Source organism: Nostoc sp. CCY0012, from assembly GCF_963920855.1.
GTDB lineage: Bacteria > Cyanobacteriota > Cyanobacteriia > Cyanobacteriales > Nostocaceae > Cyanocohniella.
Window position 1 is genome coordinate 1 of sequence record NZ_CAWUDM010000005.1, and the last position, 25,597, is coordinate 25,597.

Genomic DNA, 25,597 nt, shown 5'->3' on the forward strand with positions numbered 1-25,597 from the left:
GCAAGTCAAAGGCGGGGTGAGGTCAAAAACTAGACTTGCATGTTATTTAATTCATGTTCTTTAGGACAAGAATTTATGTTTAAAAATTTAATTTTTAGGTTTTTTGATTATCTGACTTAAATTTACCCGCAATAAAACTTCGCTTATTTAGGTGTTTTGTTTTGCGCTTGGTAACTCGCTCTCGCCACATCCGAAAACTAGATTCTTTCATTTCTCGCCGCATGAGGTTAATTACATCTTTTTCAGATAAGCCAAATTGAATTTCAATAGCCTCAAAAGGTGTTCTATCTTCCCAGGCCATTTCTATGATGCGATCTATGGTTGTAGAATCTAGTTCGGGTAGCTTCATGGGATTGATTAGATTTTTAGATATTCATACACCTAAAGTCTAAGCTATATTAATCTCCTGTAAAAGCCAAAATCCAGCAAAAGATTCGGTTTGGGGATCAGATTGTACACCGATAAAATGCACGCCGTTGGCGTTTTGTTTGGCTTTTTCAAAACCTTCAGCTTCTGCTAAAATTTGGGGATTTTTGATATTAGCCAAAATCCAACTTTCAGTAGCACCAGTTTCTAAAACTAATCTTCCTTGTTGTTTGGTGTCAAACTTCAAAAAAGCCAACTCTAACCCAGACATCCAACCTGCTATGGGTAATGCTCTCGGTGAGAAAATTAATACCCCAGGAATCCGGGTTTCTGGCGATAGATCAGCCAATTCTAGGGGAAAAGCTTCACCAAAACCAATTTCCCACTCTGGCATTTCCGCAAAATCCGCAGCTTGTAAGCTGACAAATGCCCATTGTTTGCCTTCTAAAGCATCTGGTAACCTTTGAGGTAAAGGACTTTCCAAACGTACCGAAGGATTAGTCCCACCTTGATAACCTTCTTCTTGGGGATAAACTTCCTCCATGCGCTGTTTCAGCCATTGGTTGAGAACTAAAATACGGCGGCTAGGTTGAGCAGGAATACCCACATCCTGACAGGCTTTAGTAATCATATTGCTCATTTGGCGACGGAAAAAGCGGATTTTGATTGGTGCTTCCCCGGCTTTGTCAATTGCTTCTTGCAATGCTGTCCGTAACCAACCCGAATTTACCTGCGTACTAGAACAATATTGTGCGTAACGAAATAAAGAATCGGGCTGTGTACTGATATCCCCAGGACTTTCGCAAACTAAAACTTCCCAAACTTTTTTCTGATTGGCGTCCAAAATAGGACGAGAGTAAAAATCGATTTCCCAAATACTACCCATGTTTTGCCGTGGAATTGTGGCGACTTTATATTTTTCTGATATTTATCATCATAAGAGGGAATGGCAAGATGAGGAGATTGAAGAAGCAGGGAGAAACTTCCTAGCTGCTATTTTTCCAGTTAGCGATCGCAAATATGAACAATGTAGGTGAAAATATGGATATAATTCACAACGGCTGATCAATAACTAAATATGAGCTACTGCCTCAATCCCAGTTGTGATAACCCCCTCAATGCTGATGGTACAGAATTGTGCCAGAGTTGTGGGACAAGAATAATACCACTACTGCGAAACCGCTATCGCATTATCCAGCCACTTGGCGGTGGGGGCTTTGGCAGAACTTTTTTGGCGGAAGATGAAGATAAGCTCAAAGAACATTGTGTTGTAAAGCAGTTAGCACCGAGAGTTTCAGGTACTACCGCTTTACATAAGGCTACTGAATTGTTTCACGAAGAAGCGCGGCGTTTGCAACAGTTAGGAGAACATCCCCAGATTCCTACTTTGTATGCTTATTTTCAGCAGGATCATTATTTATACTTAGTACAACAGTTAATCCCCGGACAAACTTTACGCCAAGAGTTGAAACAGCAGGGAACTTTCAGCGAGGAGCAAATTTGGCAAATTCTCAGGGAATTATTACCAGTTTTGAAGTTTATTCATGATTATCAAGTCATCCACCGCGATTTAAAACCCGACAATATCATTCGTCGCTGTTCTCAAGATACTAATTCTTTTTCTGCCAGTAATTTAGTCTTGATTGATTTTGGTGTTGCCAAGCAAGTAACTGCAACTTCTATGGAACACACAGGTACTAGTATCGGTTCCTATGGCTATGCACCAATGGAACAAATGAAAAATGGTTTGGCATATCCAGCTAGTGATTTATTTAGTTTAGGTGCAACCTGTTTTTATCTGTTAACGGCTATTCATCCATATCACTTGTACATGGAACAGGGCTATAGCTGGGTGTCATGTTGGCGGCAAAATTTGCAGTCGCCCATATCCACAAAATTGCAACAGGTTTTAGATAAGCTGTTACAAAAAGATTTAGCACATCGCTACCAGTCAGCAGATGAAGTGCTACAAGATATACCAACACAGCGAAAACAGGCAGTAAGTCCCATACAGCCTTTACCGTTGAAAATTAACTTGAAATCATCAGTTTTTCCTAAGACTGTAATTCAAACGGAAATTGGGTGGCGCCATAAACGCCTCATTGGTTGTGCTGGTGTAATTTTGCTGTTGGGTTTTGGGGGATTTCTGCACTCTTGGCAAAATTTATCTTTGACTGGACATTTAGCTGATGTTAATTCCCTAGCCTTCCAACCCCATCTGCACAATTCGGCTTCTGGGAAGACAATCTTTGCTAGTGGTAGTGATGACACCACGATTAAACTTTGGCATCTAGAAAAAAAACGGAAAATCCGCACTTTTAAAGGACATTCAGACTGGATTTATGCTGTTACAATCAGCCAGGATGGGCAAACCCTTGTCAGTGGTAGTAAGGATAACACCATCAAAGTGTGGAATCTGCATACAGGAGAAAAAATTCGCACGCTGACAGGACATAAAAGTTATGTTCATTCAGTTGCTGTTAGCCCCGATAATCAAATTTTGGTAAGTGGTGGTTATGACTCGCTGATTAAAGTATGGAATCTCAATACGGGAGAAGAAATCCGCACTATCAGGGGTCATTTAGGAGAAGTTTTATTTGTAGCTATTCATCCAGATGGTCAAAGTTTTCTCAGTAGTGGTACTGACGATACCATTAAAATTTGGAATTTAAACACAGGCGAAAAAATATTTAATTTGACAGGACATTCCGCTGATGTCAACGCCTTAGCCATTAGTCCAAACGGTAATTTAATGGTTAGTGCCAGCGATGATAAAACTATTAAACTGTGGAATTTCAATACTGGTAAAGAAATACGCACCTTGTCAGGACATGAAGCTGATGTCAATGCGATCGCCTTTAGCCAGGATGGTATATCTATAGCTACTGGCAGTGATGACAACACAGTGAAAGTATGGAACCTCAGCACAGGACAAGTAATACATGATTTTCGAGGGCATACAGCCGAAGTTTTTGCCGTGGCTTTTAGTCCAGATGGCAAAACCCTCATTAGCGGGAGTAAAGATCAGAGTATTAAGATATGGCAACTACCATAGATTTTTGCAGCTTTTCTACTCTGCTTACAGAGGAACGGTAGAATAGGCCTTATTTTCGTAGCCTCAAAAGAAGAACTATGACAATGCATTCTACTCTCCAACGTGCATTTACCAACCGCAGCGTTTTGAAAGTGATCAGTGGTTTGAATAATTTTGATCGCGATCGCGTTGCTGCTATCATCAAAGCAGCTGAACTCGGTGGTGCGACTTTTGTCGATATTGCAGCTGATCCTGCATTAGTTGAGTTGGCAAAAAACTTGATTAATTTGCCAGTTTGTGTATCCGCCGTAGATCCAGAAAAATTTGTTCAAGCTGTAGCTGCTGGTGCAGATTTAATTGAAATCGGCAACTTTGACAGTTTTTACGCCCAAGGACGCAGATTTGAAGCCGAGGAAGTTTTAGCACTAACTCACCAAACCCGCGCCCTGTTGCCAGAAATCACCTTATCTGTCACCGTTCCCCACATCCTGGAACTAGATCAACAAGTACAACTAGCAGAAGAACTAGTCAAAGCCGGTGCTGATATTATTCAAACCGAAGGCGGTACCAGCAGCCAGCCAGCACACCCCGGAACCTTGGGATTAATTGAAAAAGCCGCCCCCACCTTGGCAGCAGCTTATGAAATTTCTCGTGTAGTATCAGTACCCGTACTCTGTGCTTCCGGCATTTCTAACGTGACCGCACCTCTAGCGATCGCCTCCGGTGCAGCAGGCGTTGGTGTAGGTTCCGCCATTAACCAACTCAATAGCGAAGTAGCCATGATTGCTGCTGTGCGCGGCTTAGTCGAAGCCATAGCTAATCAGGCGATAAGCTTGACGGTATAGCTCTTACCGTTTAGTTAGGGAGTGGGGAACTCGGGGCCCCCTCTGGGGATAAGGGGTAATGGGGAGTGGAGAGTAAAGAACAAATTTCCCCCCTGCACCCTGCACCCTGCCCCCCTGCCTCTTCTGCTCCCTACTATTTAACTTAAACAATCTTTCAACGCATAAATCACCTGGTCTTGCTGTTCTTGTGTCAATTCTGGGAACATGGGCAAAGATAGCACCTCTTGACAAGCTAACTCTGTCACGGGTAATTGCCCTGGCTGATAACCTAGATGTTGATACACGGGCTGCAAATGTAGGGGGTGGGGATAATAAACCATTGAACTGACTCCCTGTTCTTGTAATTGACTACGCACCGAGTCTCGATAGGTAGCTGTAGAACCATTTCGCCCTTCAGTGGAGATGCGAATAGTGTATTGATTCCAGACACCAACACCACCAGGTAACTCTTGGGGTGTCACAATACCGGGAACTTGACTGAGAAATTTTTGGTAGTAAGCGGCGATCGCCTGCCTTTTCTGATTCCAAGTATCGAGGTGTCGGAGTTTAATTTGCAGAATTGTCGCTTGAATAGCATCTAAACGGCTATTTACACCAACTTCCTCGTAATAATACTGCTTTGTTTGTCCATGTTCCTTGAGTACCCGCAGCTTGGTAGCCAATTCAGGATCATTAGTCGTAATGGCTCCACCATCGCCGCAACCACCCAAATTCTTGGTAGGGTAGAAACTAAAGCAACCAATATGTCCAATACTACCGACTTTCTGATTATTCCAACTGGCACCTGTAGATTGAGCGCAATCTTCAATAACTGCTAAATTATGAGACTGAGCGATAGCCATCAGTGCTGTCATATCCACAGGTTGCCCAAATAAATGCACTGGGATAATGGCTTTAGTTTGAGGAGTAATCGCCGCAGTCACCTGATGTAAATCAAGATTAAAAGTAGTAGTGTCTATATCAACAAAAATTGGCTTGGCACCTACAGCACTAATGACTTCAGCCGTCGCCACAAAAGTAAAGGGTGTAGTAATTATTTCATCACCTGCACCAATTTCTAAAGCGCGTAATGCTAAGTAGAGTGCATCTGTCCCAGAGTTGCAAGCTATACAATTACTTACTTGATGATAGGCTGCAAATTGTTGCTCAAAGCCTTCAACAATGGGGCCGCCAATGTAACGCCCAGAAGCCAAAACCTCTAGAACAGCTGCACTCACTTCTGCTTCAATAGTGCTGTATTGTTGTTTAATATCAAAGGCAGGGATAGAATTTACGCTTTGGATCATGAGTTTTCATTAATTTGAAGATACAAAGGATGCACTTCGACGGCCAATTTTTGCTGATTGAGATATTTATCAAAAAGCCTTTGAAAGACTGTCGCCCCGGATACGCATCAAAGCGGGATATTACTGAATTTATTTTATGGTTAAGGATACCATTGGTTGGTAAAAAAGGTGATACATATCAACCAAGATCCAACACCTGGAATTAAAGTTCCAAGTATATCGGCTTAGGAGGTAGAAAACCCATGACGGATTTGATCAGGCTCGATTTGGTTGATTTAGGACTGGCTGTCGGATTGATGGCCATTGCCATTGGTTTATCTGCCTGGGAAAAACTCGGACTAGAGTTAAACTTAGCCATTGTAACTGGCAGAACTATCCTCCAACTACTGGTATTAGGATACGTTTTAGATTTCATTTTTGCTTTAGACAATCCTTGGGCAGTTTTGGCGATTTTAGCAATAATTTTGACAATTACGGCGATTGTCGCACGAAACCGCATCAGCCAAAAAATTCCCTCTGTTTTGCCTTTGGTTTGGGGAGCAATTTTAATCAGTACCGCCTTGACAGTGCTTTACACCAACTTCTTAATTATTCAACCAGATAGATGGTACGAACCGCGATACATAATTCCCTTAGCAGGAATCATTTTAGGTAACGCCATGAACGCCGCCGCCATCTCTGGCGAACGTTTGGTTAGCACCATAAACGCTCAACCGTTGGAAATAGAAACTCACCTCAGCTTAGGTGCAACTCCCCAGCAAGCAGTCAGCCAGTACCGCAAAGAAGCCATTAGAGCCGCGTTTCTGCCCACTCTCAATCAAATGATGCTGATAGGTATGGTAGCCATCCCCGGCATCACCACTGGACAGTTATTAGCAGGAATCAGACCCCTAGATGCCATTTCCTACGAAATTTTAATTATCTTCATGGTGGCGATCGCTAATTTATTGACCACAATTTTAGTCACCAAAGGGTTAATGCGTCAGTTCTTCAATTTTGCCGATCAATTGGTAAGGTAGGGCGTAGGGAGATGGGGAAAAGATTAACTAATTCGTAATTCGTAATCCCCTTGTCCGCAGTCTCTAATCCCCAATCCCCATTAAAATGAGAATTGACGTTCTCCAGTAGCTACAGTGTCAGAATCTCTGCCATTACGTGATCAATATCTCGCTTTAATTGATGAAATTATCCAAGCCACTCTCCAGGGCAAAATTAGCTCTGTGGAAATGGTGTATCAAATGTTGCAGAAAAATATTACTTCGGGGACAGGAGAAGTCTTTGAGTTAGTTTTGAGCGATCGCCTCAGCACCATCCAAGCTCAAGTAGATAATGAAACCGACGAATTGAAGAAATCTAAAGCTAGTCGGAGTTTGAGAGCAATTAAGACCATTCAAAGCCAATGGCAGCGATATTGGGAGCAAAATAAAGCTACAGAAGCGATCGCCTCGGCAGTCAAAGATATAACTACAGCTGCTACTGATGAACGTCTGGCGACATTTTTACGGGTTATCGATCCCAATCAAAAACAGCCACCAAATTCGCAACAACTACAGCAGTTATCCAAAGCTTTACAACAATTTGCTCAGGTAGATTCAGACTTGCAGGAAATCACCCAAGGAATTACCCGTGGTTTAAATGCTCGGCAACGACTGCAAAACGACTTGGTAAGTTGGATGTATGAGCAAAATCAGCAATTGGGATTTGGCGGTGTCCCTGGAGAAAGTGGCCCTTGGGCAACTTGGGCGAAACAAGTTAAAAGTGATATTCCCCAAGCATTTTTTCGCACCTTAGCAATGGAACAATCTGCCATTGAATTTGCCGAACGCCACAACAGTCTTACCCTTGGTGACTGGGTAGAGATGGCGTTAATTTTGCAATATTTACAACTAGGTTTAGTCAACTGGTTTGACCAACAAGCCTATAACATCCAAGCCGGTTCAAAGTTGTCGATTTCCACATTTTTAACCTTTGCCGTAATTTGGAGTCAATTGGCAAGTGGTTTTCAGAGTAGGGCCACATATAGTAATGCCTGTTCTCAAGTAATGCTGCAAATTCTCCGCAATTTTTCCCAGCGTTCATATTTTCCTCTTTACGGGGGAATTTTTGCTTCTTTTTCTGGGAGTTCTCTACGTGATGCCTTAGATTATTTAGATGAACCACTGCGACGAGTTGCCAGAACCCAAGAAAAAGCCAGAATTTTGACACTCCTTGGCTATTCACAGCGTGCTTTAGGACAATATCAGCGCTCTATCCAATTTCATCAGCAAGCACTAGAAATTTCTAGAAATGCAGGCGATCGCCCCTGTGAAATTGCCAATCTTAACCACCTCAGTCGTACCTATGTACAAGAGAAAAATTATCCTGAAGCGATTAACTATAGTCAGCGGGCATTAATGCTGAGTCGGCAAGCAGGCGATCGCACCGGAGAAGCCAACGCCCTGGTAAGTCTGGGTTACAGCGAAGTGATGCAGGCACAACAACTCGAACAAATAGAACCAGAAATTTACGAAACAGCTATTAACTATTTGGAACAAGGTTTAAAGTTATCAGAACAGTTAAATGATATTCAAAGTAAAGCTTTGTGTTTTAGTAGCTTAGGTATTGCTTATCTAGTTATAAGTCAAGCACCAGCAGCAATTCCCTATTTAGAAAATGCCTTTAAAACAGCCCAAATTTCCGGCGACTTGTATCTTCAAGGACGTAATCTAGCTTATTTATCTGAAGCTTATTATCAACTACAAAATTCAGAAAAAGCTATATATACTGGTGCCTTAGGTATGTATTTGCTAGAACAAATTGCGTCTAATGAGTGGCGACAACCCGCAGGGTTACTCACAATTTTACAAGGACAAATAGGAGCAGAAGCTTTTCAAAGTTTATTACAGCAACATCGTCCTAAAATGATTGCCATTATTGGTGTAGATGGCTATGATTACATTCCTAAATTGTTAGCCAGATACAAAGAAAGTATCTAATTTAATATTATTTAAAAAATCTGGGGTTATAAAATTCGCCGCAATTCTCCCACTGTATTTGCTGTGATAATATCCCGTAAAATCAATTTTAATCTTTCTAAATCAGATATTTGGACAATTTGTGGTATCAATTCCAAGCCATCACTGCCAAATTTTGCGTCTAGGCTAGTTTCGATGCTAGAAATTATTCCTTGTCTTTGTCCACCTAACAAGAATATCTAAGTAGGACGGCGTAAATAATTAAAGGTTTGTAGTGAGTTAGCGCGGTCTTGGGGGTTTCCCCCATGAGCGACTAACGTTCGCGTCAGCGTGCCGGAGGCATCACCCGTAGGGTGAGGACTTTAGTCCTCAAATAAGGGCTTCAGCCCTTACTACGAAATGAATTTTAATTATTTTACATTGCTGAACATAGTTTGATTTTTTCTCGCCGACTTACCTAGTAGCTGTGTTACCCATCTTACCCAGTTATCGAGTGCGAGACTAATTAACCTTTTGGTGCTGACATCTGCGGATTTTGCCATTGGGAAAAGACAATATTTCAGTATCAAGTTTAACAAACCATCTTGTCCACCTCAAGCGATCGCACACTATAAATAATTGGTGATTTTTGTATAGCAACAGCCAGATAAATTAGGACACAAAATGTAAAATATGTTCTATTTACCAGCAAAATTCAATAATTGCTCATCGCTCATCTAATTTCCACAGAATAAATTTAGCATTAGAAAGAAAATCTGTAAAAATTACCAAATGTTGATAATTCCTTCATAAAATTGTTTTATGTCAAGATTCATGAATGATTAAATGCCATTGCTTTGCCTGATTCCTAAAACTCATAAAACTAAGCGATCGCTTCAATAACTAATAGCTTGCAATAGACCTCTTGCAATAAAAATATGACCCAGCTAAACAAGGCTGTTGTGCTGATTACTGGTGCATCTGGTGGTTTCGGACAGGAACTAACCCGACAGTTGTTAGCAGCTGGTAGCCGACTAATTTTAACGGATGTAGATGAAAGGTTGCTGTACGAACAAATAGAAGTAATTCACCATGAAATCGGAATTGGCGAAGTACTTGCTTGCATGTCTGTAGATCTTTCTACCCGCGAGGGATGTGAAATTCTGTATCGTCAAGTGAAGAAACTCAATATTCCCATTGATATTGTAATTAACAATGCTGGGATTGCACTTTTTGGCCGCATGGACGAAATTCCTAGTGAAAAATGGGAGCGTCTGATGCAAATAAATTTACTCGCCCCAATGCGATTAAGTGCGCTTTTTATTGCTGATATGATTGCCCGCCAACAAGGTCACATTGTCAATATTTCCTCCGTAACAGGCTGGTATGCACCAAGTGGAATGGCTCATTATGCAACTAGCAAATTTGGTCTACGGGGATTCAGTGAAGGACTTTTCCAAGAAGTCAAAGACCATAATGTTAAGGTGACAGTTGTTTATCCTTCTTTTAGCCGCACCCCAATTCTTCAGTCGGAACGTTTAGGAACTTTAGCAGAAGGTTTTCATGGCTTCCCAGAAAATCTAGCAACTGATCCTGCTAAGGTAATGAGTGCCACAATTCGAGGAATTATTCACAACGAACTACACGTATTTCCCGATGCAACAGCTAAAAATACCCATTTTCTCAAACGATATTCGCCACAATTACTGACCTGGATTATTGATAAACTCTTCAAGAATTTAAAAAATAATCAAAGAAATGAAACCCAGATTTTAGGGACTGACAAATAAACATCAGCCAACCTAACACAATAAACTTCTTTGTTCCTTATTTCTCTGTGTCCTCCGCCCTCTCTAATGCCTTTTTCTATAACTGTCCCTGAGCAGTAAATGTACGCCAAAGTATATTAATAGTTAGCAGAAATTAATATTTTATTTCACCCTTCAATATTAATGAGATGAACCACTAGTAGCACTGCGCGGCAGTCAAAATACTTATAAAATAGGGTATTCTCTAATTGAGAATGGTGGCTTAATTTACGCCGTATAGTACTAGTAATGCGATTATTTTGTTCCTGGCAACATACATTGCAAAATTTCGGAGTTGAGCAAGTAGCAATTGAGCAAGCCTTTACTGATTTGGTAGAGGCTTATTCTACAGGCGATCGCCACTACCACACACTCCAACACATTGAACACGTCCTCAGCACAATTGATACTTTGCAAGCCTACGCTCATGACCTAGTTGCTGTGAAACTTGCAGCGTGGTTTCATGATGTAGTATATGACAGCCAGGCAAAAGATAATGAAGAACAAAGCTCAGACTATGCTTGTAAGATGCTGAGTAATTTGGGGATTCCCCACAGTAATATTACTATTATTAGCCGTCTCATTTTACATACTAAATATCACCAAGCCCTTACTGATGACCATGATAGTCAAGTCTTACTTGATGCAGATTTGGCTATTTTAGCAACTAACCCAGTCCAGTACCGACAATACGCCCATGCTATTCGCCAAGAATATGCATGGTTGTCAGAATTAGAATATATTACAGGTCGTAGACAAGTTTTAGAGAATTTTTTGCAGCGGCAGCGTATTTATCATACACCTTTGATGTTCCAGGTTGCCGAACAATCTGCTCGTGCCAATCTCCAGGCAGAAATTCAAACACTTGACCCCAGTCATAGGTAATAACACAGTACCAAACCTTATGGTAGGTTAAGGTTACACTCACACATTGCAATAGTTAACTTGTATCCTCATGACTGGAGAGTATAATCTTGGGAATAGAACTACGCAGTTTCGTCTTTCTCGACAGCCTGCAACCTCAACATGCAGCTTATATGGGAACAGTAGCCCAAGGTTTTTTGCCCTTACCAGGAGATACATCATTATGGATTGAAATCTCTCCGGGTATTGAAATTAATCGCATTACAGATGTAGCGCTAAAAGCTGCCTCTGTGCGCCCAGGAGTACAGGTAGTTGAACGACTCTACGGTCTACTAGAAATTCATTCTAGCTCCCAAGGAGAAACGCGGGCTGCGGGTCAAGCTATTTTGGCGGCACTAGGAGTTAAAAAAGAGGAATGTCTCAAACCGCGTGTTGTTTCTAACCAAATTATCCGCAACATTGATGCCTACCAAACCCAATTAATCAATCGCACGCGCCGAGGACAACTACTACTAGCAGGACAAACCCTGTATGTTTTAGAAGTTCAACCTGCTACTTATGCTGCACTAGCTGCCAATGAAGCCGAAAAAGCCGCAGCAATTAATATCTTAGAAGTGCAAGCTGTAGGCAGCTTTGGCCGACTGTACTTAGGTGGAGAAGAACGGGATATCCTCGCAGGTGCGGCGGGAGCATTAGCGGCGATAGAAAATGTCGCTGGTCGGGTACATCCCCAAAGTGCAAATGAGTAAAGGAGAGAAAATGGCAAATCTAGAGCATCTGACTTTACTCAAAGCAGGTGCAGTTACATGGGTAAAGTGGCGACAGCAAAATCCGCAAATAAAATTAGACCTAAGCGCCGCCGACCTCAAAGGAGATAACCTCAGAGGTGCAGACCTCCAAGAAGTTAACTTGAACAAGGTAGATTTAAGTCATGCTTTATTAGTGCGGGCTAACCTTAAAAGTGCTGACTTGAGTGGTGCAAACCTTCATCAAGCCACGCTCATAGAGGCGAATTTAACCGCAGCGAACTTTAGTGTGGCTAACTTAAGCAGCGCTGTATTAACTCAAGCCAATCTCAGTCATGCTAATTTGATTGGATCTGACTTGAGTCAGGCAAATCTGCAAAGCGCTGTCATCTTTAATGCCAACTTAATTGGCACTGACCTCAGAGACGCTAACTTAAGAGATGCCGATTTGGGTACAGCGCAGTTAATGAGGACTAACCTTTGTTTTGCCAACTTGATGGGAGCTAACTTAATTGCGGCTAACCTCAGCGAAGCTATTTTGCACGCAGCAGAACTGATGGGGACTTACCTTTATCAAACTAACTTATACAAAGCCAATCTCACCCAAGCTCACCTGAGTGGTGCATACTTGTTGCGGGCTAACCTGCGTGAAGCTGACTTAAGAGGTGCCAATTTATCATGGGCTAACCTCTCAAGAGCAAATTTGGCAGGGGCCAATCTTCAAGGAGCTAATTTGAGGGGTGCTAATCTTCAGGATGCTAACCTCATTGGCGTGAATTTTCAGGATACAATTATGCCGGATTTTTATAAGCGTGTTTAACTTCAACTCAACCCAACATTGATCTCAGAAACTCACCAGGGATATTGGTGTTGGGTTTCCTTACGTCAACCCAACCTTGTATATTGAGAGAAGCCTTGCAAAATAAGAGTTTTAGATTTTTATCTAGCGATAGTGATTAAAGAGGGTTAGTCAGGAAAGAGCTCGTACCGCTGCGCGGAAGTCAAAAGTCAAAAGTCAAAAGTCAAAAAGCTTATCAAACAGGCTGTTTGACGATTTCAAATGGTATGCCTATTTACGCCGTGTTGTACTAGTAGGTTTTAAACTTGAGTTTGGACTAATTTGCATTTAGAAGCAATGAATAGAAGGCAAGAGAAAGTAACCCAACTTCTTTGAGAGGCTGAGTTTAGATAGCTTTGCGGAATTTTTCTAGTTGTGTCAGGATCATCACGGCCTATCCAGTGACAGAATATTTTTTTAGTTGGAGTCCCTAAGTAGATGATTTAGGCTGTGCAATAAATCTTGGGCTGTGTAGGGCTTGGAAATAACTAGTTGGACTTGAGTATTATCGGCCATCTCCAAAGCTTCATGGGGGTTGATGCCGCTGCAAGCAATGATTTGCACTTGGGGGTTCATTTTTTGTAAGGTGCGGATAGCAGTGATTCCGTCCATTTCTGGCATCATGATATCCATCAACACTGCACTGATGTGCTTTTTGTGCTGGGCATAAAGTGCGATCGCCTCGATGCCATTACTGGCTATGAGAGTTCTATAGTTGTGCTTTTCTAGAATGATTTTGGCAATTTCTTGAATTTGCGTTTCATCATCCACTACTAAAATCAGTTCTCCCTGTCCAGGAAATGGCTCTAAATTCTTGGTTTCCAGTGATGGAGTGGCGGCGACGGCGGGTAAGAACAGCTTAAATTTACTACCTTGCTCAATTTTACTAGACACGCTCACAAAACCCCCGTGGCTTTTGACAATGCCCAACACGGTGGAAAGACCCAATCCCGTACCTGTACCGATTTCTTTGGTGGTGAAGAATGGTTCAAAAATCCTATCTAATGTGGCTGGTGCCATGCCAATTCCCGTATCGGCCACAGTGAGCAAGATATAATTCCCAACTTTGGCATCAAGATGCATTCGGGTATAGGCTTCGTCAATAAAGATATTTTGGGCAGAAATTGTCAGCTTACCACCGTCTGGCATGGCATCGCGGGCATTCACCACTAAATTCATCAGTACTTGATGTAGTTGTGTCACATCCCCAGAGATAGCCCACAAATCTTCTGGTATGGAGAGTACAAATTCGATACATCTAGGAAATATTTGTTTGGCTATGAGGGTAATTTCTGCAATCAGGTGCTTGATTTGCAGGATTGTACGTTCTCCTTTAAATCCTCGCGCAAATGACAACACTTGTTTGACTAAATCAGCGCCGCGTCTGGCGTTTTTTTCGATAATCGCTAGTAGACGTTGATATTGTTCTTGGTCCTGAGCAAATCTTACTTGTAGCAGTTGAGATGCTGCCAAAATTGGTGTCAGTATATTATTTAAGTCGTGAGCAATGCCACCGGCTAAAGTGCCGAGGCTTTCTAAGCGTTGAGCGCGGAAAAACTGCTCTTCAAGTTGTTTTTTTTGTGTAATGTCAGTATCAACTGAGAGGATAGCCTTGGGTTGTCCTGCGGCATCACGCATCAGTGTCCAACGGCTTTCAACGATGACTTCTTGCCCAGATTTGGTAAATTTACGTAATTCACCTTGCCAGGAACCAGATTCGGTGACGGTTTTTAAAGCAGCTTTGAGTTGAGGCGAAGTTTTTTTGAACATCAGATGTTGGACATCTTTACCCAAGGCTTCTTCTGCTAACCAACCATATAAACGCTCTGCACCTTGATTCCAATATGAGATTTGGCTTTGAAAATCTCGCACTAAAATGGCATCAGTGGCAATATCGAGTAAAGCTGCTTGTTCAAAGATTTTATTTTCAGCATGTTTGCGTTCACTGATGTCTGAAAAGGAAGCAATCACGGCATAAGGAGTGGGTTCATTGTCACGAAACAAAGGTTGGGAATTAATAGAAATCCAAACCAGTTGTCCATGAGGCTGATAAACTCCCATAACTACATTCGAGCAGGGTTGTCCTGTGCGTAAAGTGACTATTGCTGGATGAGTTTCACCAGGAAATGGAGAGCCATCTTCTTTAATGGTGTGCCAACAAGAATCAGTACAAAGGCGGCCAAATATTTGCTCGGAAGAAAGCCCCAAAATCCTTTCGGCGCTGGGATTACAAGCGATGCTCCTACCATTAGCTTCGTATACCACAATGCCCTCAGACATTGCTGTCACCACTGAACGGTAACGTTCTTCGCTGTCTCGTAATGCTAACTCTGCCTGTTTGCGTTCGCAGATGTCTCTAGTTGTACCAATCATCCGCGTTGGCTGACCAATTTCGTTATTAAAGACTTTAGCTTTGTGACTCAGCCAGTGAACGCTGCCATCGGGCTGAATAATTCTAAATTCGCTGTTTAATTCATTGGCTTGCTCAAGGCTATCAGCTATAGCGGCAGTTAAACATTCCCGGTCTTCAGGATGAACTAAGTTCAATAGTTCTGCCATGCTATGACTACCATCACCACTGGGTAAACCATATATGTCTTCCAGGTTACTAGAACACACTAGCTCGTTGGTGATCAGATTCCAGTCCCACATTCCCATGTAAGAGGCTTCTAAAGCAAAACTCAGTCTGGCCCCACTTTCTTGCAACGACTCTTCTATCTGCTTACGTTCTGTAATATCTTCGGCAATGCCGGCATTATATTCTACATGGCCTTGCTGATTATATATGGCAAAGCCCCGATCCCAGATCCATCGCATGGAACCATCGGGGTGGGAAATCCGATATTCGACATCAGCCGACTCACCCTGCTTCTGGCGCTGTATTTTGGCCAGCACACGATGGCGATCGTCTGGATGCACTGCTTCTAACCATGAGCCTGGCTGATCAGTTAAACTCTGGCAAGAGCGACCCCAAATTTTTTCATAAGCAGGATTAACATACAGGTTCTCCTCTAAATCTGGGGTTGACATCCAAATTACGGCTTGAGTATTTTCGGCAATCCGGCGAAATTTTTCTTCACTCTTTTGCAGTGATAACTCTATCTGCCGACGTTCAGTGATGTCTCTACCTACACCCTGGATTTCTACTACCTTTCCTGTGTCATCTTGGATTGCGGTTACATTCCATTGAAACCAGCGCAAACCCTTCACTGTTGCCGCACGTCGCTCATTAATAGTCAACTGGTAAGGTGGAGATAGCAAATCGGTGAGATTTTGTTTGACTTTAGCCACATCATCGGCATAGATAAAATCAAATAGAGACGAATGGCGAAATTCATCTATTTGCCAACCGAAAGTTTGACAAGCGGCTGTATTAGCGAAGGTAATTTGCCCATGCAAATCCACCCGGATAATCACATCAACTTGAGTTTCTACTAGTTGGCGATAAAGTTGTTCACTTTGCCGCAATGCTTCTTCGGCACGCTGGCGTTCATTAATTTCCTGTTGTAAAAGGTTGTTAGCTACAAGCAGTTCAGATGTGCGTTCTCCTTGAAATTTTGCCAGGGTTTGCTGTAATTTCTGATTTGCCTGCACAATTTCTGCCAATTCTGCATCCAAGCAACATGGTGATTCATCTTGAGTTTGAGAACATACCTGATGTAGTTGTTGATTTACTTGTCCTAACTCATGTGTTGGGTATTGTAAATCTTGCTGCAAGGGGTTGATCATCCCAACCATGTTTGCCAGATCAAGGGCTTTGAGTAATCTAGTGTCCGTGACAATTCCCACCAATTGCCTGCCCTCATTCAAAATGGGCAGATAACGAACTTGGTGCTGACGCAGTAGTGTCCAGGCTGTAAAAATATTTTGGGAATGGGATGTAGTCATGGTAATAACTGGCTGTACCATGACCTCGGCTATTTTGACCTGGGATATATTTATCCCGTTGGCAATGAGTTTGATGACATCTTTAGCCGTAAAAATACCTAATATTTCTTTTTCTTCCACAACCAAGACATAGCTGGTGTCTTGATGCTGAAATATCTGTTTATTTAAGGAATAATGTTGATCAATGAGGGAATAATTATGACTTCGCTCTTGATTCATCAAGACAATGGCATCGACGACATAACTATCAGGGCTAATCGTTAACGGACAATGATCAATCACATGATATAAATCAGGCATGTAAATTAGCTGATTTTTAAATCGCATAGTTAATTCATCAATTTTCATGTTTTTATTGACGTCTGAACTACATAGCGAAAGTTATGCCGAGCTAAATCTGGGGAATCAAGAATTATAAAGATTAAAACAGCTAGGGAACAGATTTATCGCTGAATTAAATGATATTTGTGTCAAATATAGCTATAGTCTAAATCAGTATCCAACCAAGGTAGTTGAGGAAATTTTGTAGTTCTTAAACCCATTGTATTGGCAAATCCTGAATAGATGACTTCTTACCTAAAGAGATTACCTTAATTAGTGGTTTCACCCTCAGGGGGTCACACCACCCACACTAAGCTACTGGACTAGAGTTGAATCTTGGGGTTACTGAACAGAATTACTACTTGCTATTCCAAAGAACAAGTATATCTAGTAATATTTTTATCTAAGGAGTCTCTGCATCATTTCATAGTTCCTGAGACAAACTAGACCAGTCCATGATAGATAACTACCTCCAGAAGTTCAGCATGTCCTGGCTGCCTCTGGGTTTGTCTGCATTACTCAGTAGCATAATTTCTCATCCGACAAAAGCTCAGGTTGTCGATCCCATACAACTACCACCCCCGCAGGATCTCCAACCAGTGGTACCTGTGCCACAAGCACCAACGACACCACCGCAACCACTACCCCCACCGGCAGATTTATTCCCGCCTGCTCCGGCTCCTTCTACACCTGAATACCAATTACCGGAGAATATTCCACAGACTATTACTGTAGAACGCTTTGAAGTTATTGGCAGTACAGTATTTAGTGCCGAAGAATTAGCCGCAGCTACTGCGGAATTTATTCAAAGACCGATCTCATTAGCTGAGATTTTTCAAGCTCGTACTCAAATTACGGAACTATACATCAGCAAAGGCTATATCACTTCTGGTGCCTACATACCACCCCAAACTATTCGCTCAGGTGTAATCAAAATCCAAGTGGTTGAAGGTCAATTAGAGGACATCCAAGTTACAGGTACTCAACGTTTAGACTCTAATTATGTCCGCAGTCGCCTAGCGATCGCCACATCCGCGCCCTTGAATCGGCAAGAATTGTTGGCAGCATTACAACTATTGCAACTTGACCCTTTAATTGAAACTTTATCTGCGGAACTATCAGCAGGGTTGCATCCAGGGACGAGTATCCTCCAAGTGAAGATTCAAGAAGCAAAAACATTTAGTGTTCAAGCCATTCTCGATAATGGGCGATCGCCTAGTGTGGGTAGTTTTCGCCGCCGCTTACAATTGAATGAAGCCAACTTGCTGGGATCGGGAGACAGCTTGAGTCTCACCTACACTAATACCGATGGCAGTAATGCCTTAGATACCAGCTACACATTGCCGGTGAATCCTCACAACGGCACACTTACCTTGAATTGGGGAACGGCTGCGAGTAATGTCATCGAACGTCCTTTCAATATCCTTGATATCCAATCATCTTCTCACTACTATGAATTGACATTTCGCCAGCCATTGCTGCAAACACCCACCCAAGAATTTGCTCTGGGTGTGACAGCTTCTAGAAGAGAAAGTGATATTTCCTCCTCTTTATTGGAGCAAAACGAGACTCCCCTTTCTGAACTTTCACCAGGAGCTGATGCAGCCGGAAGCACACGCATATCTGCAATCCGCTTTTTTCAAGAATGGACTAGTCGCAATACTCAGGAAGTAATGGCATTGCGATCGCAATTTAATTTGGGTATAGGTGCATTCAATGCCACAATTAATCCCGAACTTCCCGATAGTCGCTTTTTGGCGTGGCAAGGGCAAGCACAGTGGGTGCGCTTATTAGCACCAGAAACGTTACTAATTCTCCGGGGAAATACGCAATTAGCATCCAGGGCGCTTTTACCTTTAGAACAAGTAGGACTAGGTGGTGTCAACAGTGTTCGTGGCTATCGGCAAGATTTACTCTTGACTGACAATGGTGCTGTGGCTTCAGCGGAAGTTCTTCTACCTATTGTGCGTTGGCCCCAAATAGACAGTTTGTTGCAGGTTGTCCCTTTTGTTGATTTTGGTGTTGCTTGGAATAATAACGCCCAGAACCCTGACCCTAATACCCTAGCATCTGTTGGCTTAGGTCTGAGGTGGACACAAGGCAATAATTTTACTGCTCGTCTCGATTGGGGTATTCCTTTAGTCTCTGTGCAGCAGCAGAACAAAACATGGCAAGAAAATGGACTGTATTTTTACTTACAATATAATTCTTTGTGATCTGCGGGACTTGCTTGTGGGGGCATTGCTGATATGAGTGAAATTGTGATTAATGATACAACTCTCCGGGATGGTGAACAAGCAGCTGGTGTGGCTTTTAATTTAGAAGAGAAAATAGCGATCGCTCAATTACTCGATGCAATGGGAGTCCATGAATTGGAAGTTGGTATTCCCGCAATGGGTGTAGGAGAACAGCAAGCGATTATCGCCATTACTCACTTGGGTTTGCGCGCTCAATTACTTGGTTGGAACCGGGCTGTGATTTCCGATATTCAGTCTTGTATCGCTTGTGGTTTACAGCGCGTACATATATCTATTCCTGTCTCGACAATTCTCATTACCGCTAAATTTCAGGGTAACTGGCAAGTTGTTTTCCAAAAACTGCGAGATAGCATCAGCTTCGCTGTAGATCATGGACTTTTTGTCTCTGTAGGTGGAGAAGACTCTTCTAGAGCCGAGGAAAAATTTCTCCTTGAGGTAGCACTTTATGCTCAAGAATGTGGTGCATCGCGGTTTCGCTTTTGTGACACAGTAGGTATTCTCGATCCTTTCTCTACTTATACGCAAGTTCAAAAGTTAGTCAAATTATTATCCATACCCGTAGAAATGCACACCCACAATGATTTTGGTTTAGCAACTGCCAACAGTCTAGCGGGAATCAAAGCAGGGGCTTTATCAGTTAATACAACAGTTAATGGTTTAGGTGAAAGAGCGGGAAATGCAGCTTTAGAAGAAGTGGTAATGGCTCTCAAACGCATATATCAGTATGATTTAGGACTTGATACTTCTCGTTTATTAGAAATATCTCGACTTGTCGCCTCAGCATCAGGGTACAATGTCCATCCGTGGAAGGCAATTGTCGGTGAAAATAGCTTTGCTCACGAATCAGGTATCCATGCTCATGGGATATTACAAGACTCTAATACTTACGAAGCATTTTCCCCCGAAGAGGTGGGTTCACAGCGACGTTTAGTTGTGGGTAAACATTCTGGCCGGCATTTATTGTCTAACTTACTGCAACAGCATGGGATATTTTTGAATCCAGAAGCCACCCAGTCTGTTTTAGATGCAGTACGACAAGCATCTGTGGAGAAAAAAACTAGTTTAACGACGCAAGAACTTTTGCAAATAGCAAAAGCACAGCAGCTGATTAAAAAGAACTAAGGACTGGGGGTGAGGGAGATGAGTCATATTGTCTACCCAAACAAATATGATCGCTATTCAACGCCATCCCAAGAGGTAGCTGATAGCTTGAATAACGCTCAGATAAAAATTACCTTCTCTTTCTCGAAACAGTTGAAAGGCAGAATCAGGCGCACCAAAAAAAGGTCTGAGAGTCCATCCTAGCTGACTGCCTACGAAAGCATACAGTAATAACCAAAATTGTAAGATTTTCTTACGTGTTTTGCTACCTTCATTATCTTGTTCTAAAACTAAATTCATTGCCTGATATAAAGAAGATATGCCAATGAATCCTGTGATGGCAAAAATTACTACATTTAACAAAATTAAAAATTGATAATTATTAGTAGTAATTAAGAAAAATAGTGTAATTGGGGCAAAACTAAATAGAAGGACACTAGTAACGGAAACCGCCGTTAAAACTAGGGCAAAGTGCTGACCAAAAGTACGTTTGGAACCAAAAATAATATTAGAAAAATACAATGTTGGCAGACAAATTAGCAGTGTGATGAGATAAAGTGCTGGTAATTTGACCGCGGAAGATAACGCTTGCATCCAACTATGGTATGCACCAATGATGCCGCCATAAATAGCCAGAAATATGGAACTACAAACCAACAAAGAAATGATTTTGCTTGGTAATCTTGCACCTTGGCGAATTTCATCAAGAAAAACCAGGCGATCGCGCAGTAAGCTGATCAGTACAGGAAAGTATTTTATGCCTACAGATTTCCGCTCAATCATTTTATTTTTACACACCTAATATGCAAGTTTTGGCCATCATTCATCAGCATAATCAGCACCAGAACCATATTTCCAAGCATCAATTAAACGATGCCAATAATATTGTTGTGCGCTTGATTGATGATTTATCCATGTTTCTAACATTGGACTTAGTTTAAATAAGGCAGTATAAACACCTAAATTACTGTAATGTAGTATCCAATCGAGTAAACTACCCAATCCAACTTGGGGAATTATTTTGGCAATTAATCCCGGATGGGATAAGCCAGTGCTTAACAATGTTTGTGTCAGTGCTGAAAATTGCACGACATCTTGCAAAAACGGTTTAAGTACTGGTGTCCCTAACTGTTGCATTTCCTGAAAAACTGCCGAGAGTAAGTTATTAATTTGATCAGGGTCAATTTTTTGATTTACACCCACACTCATGGCCTTTTGAAATAACCAAGTTACTGTGAGATTTGGCTGATAAGGTTGCAACAGGGCTAAATTTGGGGCTGATAATTGATTGGTTTGTAGTGCCTCTTCAATGCCATATGTTAACCGCTTCAGGTGACGCACCATTGCCCCAAAGCCGCCAAAACTTAAGGGAGATTGACTACCACTGCTATCACCTACGGGCAAAATGCGATTCCAAGGGGTTTTCAGGGGACTTTGGCGGTAGGTAGGAAAAAAACCAAACAATGCTCGTTGAAATTGCAATTGATTTAATTCAACACCTTGATATTCTGGCAGCAGCCGCAGATACTCGGCAAATAATTCTGCTAAACTCAAGCGTTGAAGTTCTGCATCCATGTAGGTAAACAAGTAAGTGGTTCTACCATCCCTAGCGGGGAAAGCTTCCCAAAAGTACTGGCATTGATTTTGCAGAGGCGTGAATGATAACAATAAGTCGCCAGAATTATTTTCGGGAAAACCTTGGGCGCAACTTCCCACTACTAAGCACAAAGCATCTGGTTTTTTACCTTGGCGTGCTTGGCGGGAGATGGGTGAAAAATGCCCCATTGCATCGATTAATAACTTTGCTTTGTATTGGTTATTGACTATCACCCCATCTGGATGAACTATTGCTTCTGTAAAAGGTGTGTTTTCTAGCAACTGGCCCCCAGCCGCCAGAAATCGGGTTTTCAATTTCTCTAGTAGGTAAACCGGATCAATGCCGATATTCAAGACATCCTCAACCCACACTTGTGTACCACCATCAAAACTGACGCGTGCGGGGTTATATTGAGTTGCGATCGCCTGTTCTAATTCTTCACTACTTAGCATGTTTAATTGCAAAAACACTGCTAATTCTGGGCGAGAAATATTCCATTCTTGTTCTCTCCCCCGCAAAATTCCTCGTTCTATTAAGGCTACTCGCCGCCCCTGCACCGCTAAAGCGCAACCAATTAAAATGCCTAATGTGCCACCGCAGACAATGGCATCCCACTCGAAAGTGCCTAAATTTTGCTGACTTTCTTTAACTACTGTCGGTACTGGTGCTGTGTTTTCTCTGATAGATTTCAGGAGGCGATCGCCTTGATACAAACCTCCCAAGGCATCGCCTGGTAATTGCGAAAGAATTTCTTCAGTGAGGGATGGGGACATATGATATCATTTCTGCCGAGCTAATTATCTTAATCCTATCTTTACCAAAATTTAAATTGTTATTTTTTCTACAAAACTGCTATCTTCATGAAAAATTCATCTTATTTAGTATATGCTTAAGTAGATTTTTATGTTAATTTACCAAATATCAATTCATAATTAAGGCATTTTTTAGTAGTTGCCTTAACCAGCTATTAGCCAACTAGTAATTTTAGTTATGGCTGGGTTAAATAATGCACTTGCTTTGTGTATATTATGTTAATTCAAATAATTCAAAAACTTATTCTAACTATTCCTCTAGCTAGAAATTTTCCCATAATATCTGTGTTAGAAATATATAGATTTCACCAAAGATAAAATATTGTACTTTGGGATACACATTCCTATGAGAGTTGCTTTTATAGTCGGCAAATTTCCTATTTTATCCGAGACTTTTATTTTAAATCAAATCATAGGATTAATTGACCGTGGGCATCAAGTTGATATCTATGGTATCCCACCAAATAATGCCAAAGTACATCCAGATGTAGAAACTTACCACCTATTAAATCATACTTATTATCGCACAGAAGTTCCTAGAAATTACTTGTGGCGTCTCCTAAAAGGCATCAAATTAATCCTGGCGAATTTTTTCCAAGCTCCTTTAGTGATACTGCGATCGCTCAATTTTTTCCAATATGGTAGAGAAGCCATTTCTTTACGGTTATTGTACTCAGTTGTTAGGTCATTAGCCGCCCAACCATATGATATTATCCACTGTCAGTTTGGGACTAACGGTTTGGAAGGAATGGTTTTGCGTGAACTTGGGGCGATCAAAGGCAAGTTGATTACTACGTTTCGCGGCTACGATATCAGCTGCTTTGTTCAAGAAAAAGGAGAAGATGTTTATGAACCCCTATTTGCGAAAGGAGATTTTTTTCTTGCCAACTGTGAATATTTCCAGCGCAAAGCCATTAAACTAGGTTGTGATCCGCGAAAAATCGTTGTTCATGGTTCAGGTATAGATAGTAGTTTGTTTCCATTTAAAGTCAGACAGCCCCGTCCCGATGGTAAGATTAGGATTACCACCACTGGTCGGCTTGTAGAAAAAAAAGGCATTGAATATGCTATTCAAGCCGTTGCCAAAGTATCCAAAGTTCACCAAAATATCGAGTATAAAATCATTGGTGATGGCATATTACAACCAGAATTACAGCAGCTAATTGATTCCCTGGATATTGGTGATAAAGTACAGCTTGTGGGGTGGAAAACACAGCCAGAGATTGTGGAAATTATTGATAGTTCGGATATTTTTATCGCCCCCAGCATTACAGCTAAAGATGGCAACCAAGATGCCCCAGTGAATACTTTAAAAGAAGCCATGATTATGGGGTTACCAGTAATAGCTACTCGCCACGGTGGTATACCTGAATTAGTGAAAGATGGTGTCTCTGGCTTCCTTGTACCAGAACGAGATACTGATGCCATAGCTGAGAAATTAAGTTATCTAATAGAGCATCCAGAAATTTGGGCAAAAATGGGTAAAGCAGGTCGTGCTTATGTAGAAACACATTACGATCTGCATAAGTTAAACGATAGGCTAGTTGAAATTTATCAGCAGATAATGACACATAATTTATATTCTTCAACTACAGAATTAACTCCACTAGTCAATATGAATTATGAAAATATATAAGAAAATTATCATTAAATTGCCAGGAGCCAATATAGACATATCAAGCTACTAACAAAATCTAGAATTTGACAATTTCTTTACTTATTCCGGACATTCAAAACTACATTTATTGATTGAAATTACGCCATGAACTCACAAGCGATCGCCACCCCAGAAGTTACAATTGTTGTATCCCCACGGGAACGTTTCAGCTATACCAGTGAATCCCTAGAAAGCATTTATGAACATACTGAATATCCCTTTAAATTAATTTATGTTGATGGCGGTTCCCCACGTCACATCAAAGATTATTTAGCCAAACAGGCCGAACAAAAGCAATTTCAACTAATTCGCACGGATTATTATCTCGCCCCAAACCACGCCAGAAATATAGGACTACAACAAGTTACAAGCAAATACGTCGTGTTCATCGATAACGATGTCGTCGTTACCCCTGGTTGGTTAAAGCCTTTGGTTGAATGTGCCGAAGAAACAGGAGCCACAGTAGTTAGTCCCTTAATCTGTCAACATCTACCACTACACACAGAAGTACATTGTGCAGGCGGAGAATCTGGCGTAGCAGTAGAAACCAAAGGAGAAACCACAAGACGGCGGATAATTGAAAAAATTTATAAACAAGGTCGGAAAGTTGCAGATGTACTTCCCCAGCTACAACGACAAGAAACCGGACTAGCAGAGTTCCATTGCATGATGGTACGCACAGAGATATTTCAGCAAATTGGGCTGTTAGACGAAAAACTGCTGAACACCAAAGAACACGTTGATTTTTGCATCTTGGTAGCTCAAGCAGGCGGTACAGTCTACCTAGAACCAGCATCGCTCATGACTTATGTCCCAGGTGTGCAACTAGAGTTGACAGACATACCTTACTACATGCTGCGTTGGAGTGATGCTTGGGAAATAGAGAGTCTACAACGCCTACGGGAAAAGTGGGATATCACCGAAGATCAGTACTTCAAAAATAAATACAATCGTTTGGGATGGCGGCGACACATGACCATTATTAAACCTTTGTCCCGTAAACTCCTCATTGGTAAAATTAATTCTCGCCTAGCTAACAAAATTCTGGGTTCTGTAGACAAAGTAGTCAATCGTTTTGTCACCAACCGCTACGCTCAAAAACACTTACCCAGTGTCATGCAAAAGCAAAATATCAAGCAGGGTGAGTCTGTAGGTGCGAACTAGAGACTAGGGACTAGAGGCTAAAAATTACTCTACTACAAGTCGGCGTAAATAAACAGACCAGTTGAAATCAATGAAAAGC

The 25,597-nt window shown here is 41.7% G+C and carries 20 protein-coding genes; 13 read left to right on the forward strand and 7 right to left on the reverse strand.

Annotation, left to right across the window (positions count from 1 at the left end):
- Positions 1–94: 94 nt before the first annotated feature.
- Together ACM0OS_RS02045 and ACM0OS_RS02050 are read right to left on the reverse strand one after the other, a co-directional pair.
- Positions 95–349 (reverse strand): TIGR03643 family protein, encoded by a 255-nt coding sequence (locus tag ACM0OS_RS02045; RefSeq protein ID WP_414541486.1) that lies wholly within the window; start codon positions 347–349, stop codon positions 95–97.
- A gap of 39 nt (positions 350–388) precedes the next feature.
- Positions 389–1,252, reverse strand: coding sequence for a Tab2/Atab2 family RNA-binding protein (locus ACM0OS_RS02050; protein WP_414541487.1), 864 nt, complete (start codon positions 1,250–1,252; stop codon positions 389–391).
- Here ACM0OS_RS02050 and ACM0OS_RS02055 point away from each other — a divergent pair.
- From ACM0OS_RS02055 to ACM0OS_RS02065, 3 genes are all read left to right on the forward strand, one after another.
- Positions 1,251–1,403: a hypothetical protein gene (locus ACM0OS_RS02055; protein ID WP_414541488.1), complete on the forward strand. Its 153-nt coding sequence runs from the start codon at positions 1,251–1,253 to the stop codon at positions 1,401–1,403. The genes ACM0OS_RS02050 and ACM0OS_RS02055 overlap by 2 nt on opposite strands.
- A gap of 41 nt (positions 1,404–1,444) precedes the next feature.
- The gene (locus tag ACM0OS_RS02060) at positions 1,445–3,421 is read left to right on the forward strand and encodes a protein kinase domain-containing protein (protein ID WP_414541489.1); all 1,977 of its coding nucleotides are present in this window, start codon (positions 1,445–1,447) and stop codon (positions 3,419–3,421) included.
- A 77-nt stretch (positions 3,422–3,498) separates the two neighbouring features.
- The gene (locus ACM0OS_RS02065; protein ID WP_414541490.1) at positions 3,499–4,245 is read left to right on the forward strand and encodes a DUF561 domain-containing protein; all 747 of its coding nucleotides are present in this window, start codon (positions 3,499–3,501) and stop codon (positions 4,243–4,245) included.
- A 137-nt stretch (positions 4,246–4,382) separates the two neighbouring features.
- Here the strand turns inward: ACM0OS_RS02065 and ACM0OS_RS02070 are convergent, their stop codons facing one another.
- Entirely contained in the window at positions 4,383–5,531 is a 1,149-nt protein-coding gene (locus tag ACM0OS_RS02070; RefSeq protein ID WP_414541491.1) for a DegT/DnrJ/EryC1/StrS family aminotransferase, read from the reverse strand.
- A 242-nt stretch (positions 5,532–5,773) separates the two neighbouring features.
- On the opposite strand from ACM0OS_RS02070, the gene ACM0OS_RS02075 reads away from it, so the two are divergent.
- Positions 5,774–6,550, forward strand: coding sequence for an ABC transporter permease (locus ACM0OS_RS02075; RefSeq protein WP_414541492.1), 777 nt, complete (start codon positions 5,774–5,776; stop codon positions 6,548–6,550).
- Between the two features lie 114 nt (positions 6,551–6,664).
- Positions 6,665–8,506 (forward strand): tetratricopeptide repeat protein, encoded by a 1,842-nt coding sequence (locus ACM0OS_RS02080; RefSeq protein WP_414541493.1) that lies wholly within the window; start codon positions 6,665–6,667, stop codon positions 8,504–8,506.
- Positions 8,507–8,532: 26 nt separating this feature from the next.
- Here the strand turns inward: ACM0OS_RS02080 and ACM0OS_RS02085 are convergent, their stop codons facing one another.
- On the reverse strand, positions 8,533–8,718 hold the full coding sequence (locus ACM0OS_RS02085) for a hypothetical protein (protein ID WP_414541494.1): 186 nt from the start codon (positions 8,716–8,718) through the stop codon (positions 8,533–8,535).
- A gap of 684 nt (positions 8,719–9,402) precedes the next feature.
- On the opposite strand from ACM0OS_RS02085, the gene ACM0OS_RS02090 reads away from it, so the two are divergent.
- The 4 genes from ACM0OS_RS02090 to ACM0OS_RS02105 all read left to right on the forward strand — a co-directional run bounded on the left by ACM0OS_RS02090 (position 9,403) and on the right by ACM0OS_RS02105 (position 12,702).
- The gene (locus ACM0OS_RS02090) at positions 9,403–10,254 is read left to right on the forward strand and encodes an SDR family NAD(P)-dependent oxidoreductase (RefSeq protein ID WP_414541495.1); all 852 of its coding nucleotides are present in this window, start codon (positions 9,403–9,405) and stop codon (positions 10,252–10,254) included.
- A 267-nt stretch (positions 10,255–10,521) separates the two neighbouring features.
- Positions 10,522–11,157, forward strand: coding sequence for a hypothetical protein (locus ACM0OS_RS02095; RefSeq protein ID WP_414541496.1), 636 nt, complete (start codon positions 10,522–10,524; stop codon positions 11,155–11,157).
- An 89-nt stretch (positions 11,158–11,246) separates the two neighbouring features.
- Entirely contained in the window at positions 11,247–11,885 is a 639-nt protein-coding gene (locus tag ACM0OS_RS02100) for a hypothetical protein (protein WP_414541497.1), read from the forward strand.
- 10 nt (positions 11,886–11,895) lie between these two features.
- Positions 11,896–12,702, forward strand: coding sequence for a pentapeptide repeat-containing protein (locus tag ACM0OS_RS02105; protein ID WP_414541498.1), 807 nt, complete (start codon positions 11,896–11,898; stop codon positions 12,700–12,702).
- 435 nt (positions 12,703–13,137) lie between these two features.
- Here the strand turns inward: ACM0OS_RS02105 and ACM0OS_RS02110 are convergent, their stop codons facing one another.
- Positions 13,138–16,956, reverse strand: a complete 3,819-nt coding sequence (locus tag ACM0OS_RS02110) for a PAS domain S-box protein (RefSeq protein ID WP_414541499.1) — start codon at positions 16,954–16,956, stop codon at positions 13,138–13,140.
- A gap of 428 nt (positions 16,957–17,384) precedes the next feature.
- Between ACM0OS_RS02110 and ACM0OS_RS02115 the strand changes: the two genes are divergently transcribed.
- Together ACM0OS_RS02115 and nifV are read left to right on the forward strand one after the other, a co-directional pair.
- Positions 17,385–19,145: a ShlB/FhaC/HecB family hemolysin secretion/activation protein gene (locus ACM0OS_RS02115; RefSeq protein WP_414541500.1), complete on the forward strand. Its 1,761-nt coding sequence runs from the start codon at positions 17,385–17,387 to the stop codon at positions 19,143–19,145.
- A 33-nt stretch (positions 19,146–19,178) separates the two neighbouring features.
- Positions 19,179–20,309 carry a homocitrate synthase gene (gene nifV, locus ACM0OS_RS02120; protein WP_414541501.1) on the forward strand — a complete coding sequence of 377 codons (1,131 nt, stop codon included), beginning with the start codon at positions 19,179–19,181 and terminating at the stop codon, positions 20,307–20,309.
- Positions 20,310–20,366: 57 nt separating this feature from the next.
- Here the strand turns inward: nifV and ACM0OS_RS02125 are convergent, their stop codons facing one another.
- Both ACM0OS_RS02125 and ACM0OS_RS02130 read right to left on the reverse strand, forming a co-directional pair.
- Positions 20,367–21,071: an actin-binding WH2 domain-containing protein gene (locus ACM0OS_RS02125; protein WP_414541502.1), complete on the reverse strand. Its 705-nt coding sequence runs from the start codon at positions 21,069–21,071 to the stop codon at positions 20,367–20,369.
- Positions 21,072–21,107: 36 nt separating this feature from the next.
- Positions 21,108–22,658, reverse strand: coding sequence for an NAD(P)/FAD-dependent oxidoreductase (locus ACM0OS_RS02130; protein ID WP_414541503.1), 1,551 nt, complete (start codon positions 22,656–22,658; stop codon positions 21,108–21,110).
- A 385-nt stretch (positions 22,659–23,043) separates the two neighbouring features.
- Here ACM0OS_RS02130 and ACM0OS_RS02135 point away from each other — a divergent pair, with 385 nt between their 5' ends.
- Together ACM0OS_RS02135 and ACM0OS_RS02140 are read left to right on the forward strand one after the other, a co-directional pair.
- Entirely contained in the window at positions 23,044–24,333 is a 1,290-nt protein-coding gene (locus tag ACM0OS_RS02135) for a glycosyltransferase (RefSeq protein ID WP_414541504.1), read from the forward strand.
- A 126-nt stretch (positions 24,334–24,459) separates the two neighbouring features.
- On the forward strand, positions 24,460–25,518 hold the full coding sequence (locus tag ACM0OS_RS02140; RefSeq protein WP_414541505.1) for a glycosyltransferase family 2 protein: 1,059 nt from the start codon (positions 24,460–24,462) through the stop codon (positions 25,516–25,518).
- Positions 25,519–25,597 lie beyond the last annotated feature (79 nt).

Coding starts and splice junctions, on each gene's coding strand:
- ACM0OS_RS02045 (WP_414541486.1), bottom strand. CDS start 349: ATGAAGCTACCCGAACTAGATTCTACAACCATAGATCGCATCATAGAA.
- ACM0OS_RS02055 (WP_414541488.1), top strand. CDS start 1,251: ATGTTTTGCCGTGGAATTGTGGCGACTTTATATTTTTCTGATATTTAT.
- ACM0OS_RS02050 (WP_414541487.1), bottom strand. CDS start 1,252: ATGGGTAGTATTTGGGAAATCGATTTTTACTCTCGTCCTATTTTGGAC.
- ACM0OS_RS02060 (WP_414541489.1), top strand. CDS start 1,445: ATGAGCTACTGCCTCAATCCCAGTTGTGATAACCCCCTCAATGCTGAT.
- ACM0OS_RS02065 (WP_414541490.1), top strand. CDS start 3,499: ATGACAATGCATTCTACTCTCCAACGTGCATTTACCAACCGCAGCGTT.
- ACM0OS_RS02070 (WP_414541491.1), bottom strand. CDS start 5,531: ATGATCCAAAGCGTAAATTCTATCCCTGCCTTTGATATTAAACAACAA.
- ACM0OS_RS02075 (WP_414541492.1), top strand. CDS start 5,774: ATGACGGATTTGATCAGGCTCGATTTGGTTGATTTAGGACTGGCTGTC.
- ACM0OS_RS02090 (WP_414541495.1), top strand. CDS start 9,403: ATGACCCAGCTAAACAAGGCTGTTGTGCTGATTACTGGTGCATCTGGT.
- ACM0OS_RS02095 (WP_414541496.1), top strand. CDS start 10,522: ATGCGATTATTTTGTTCCTGGCAACATACATTGCAAAATTTCGGAGTT.
- ACM0OS_RS02105 (WP_414541498.1), top strand. CDS start 11,896: ATGGCAAATCTAGAGCATCTGACTTTACTCAAAGCAGGTGCAGTTACA.
- ACM0OS_RS02110 (WP_414541499.1), bottom strand. CDS start 16,956: ATGAAAATTGATGAATTAACTATGCGATTTAAAAATCAGCTAATTTAC.
- ACM0OS_RS02115 (WP_414541500.1), top strand. CDS start 17,385: ATGATAGATAACTACCTCCAGAAGTTCAGCATGTCCTGGCTGCCTCTG.
- nifV (WP_414541501.1), top strand. CDS start 19,179: ATGAGTGAAATTGTGATTAATGATACAACTCTCCGGGATGGTGAACAA.
- ACM0OS_RS02125 (WP_414541502.1), bottom strand. CDS start 21,071: ATGATTGAGCGGAAATCTGTAGGCATAAAATACTTTCCTGTACTGATC.
- ACM0OS_RS02130 (WP_414541503.1), bottom strand. CDS start 22,658: ATGTCCCCATCCCTCACTGAAGAAATTCTTTCGCAATTACCAGGCGAT.
- ACM0OS_RS02135 (WP_414541504.1), top strand. CDS start 23,044: ATGAGAGTTGCTTTTATAGTCGGCAAATTTCCTATTTTATCCGAGACT.
- ACM0OS_RS02140 (WP_414541505.1), top strand. CDS start 24,460: ATGAACTCACAAGCGATCGCCACCCCAGAAGTTACAATTGTTGTATCC.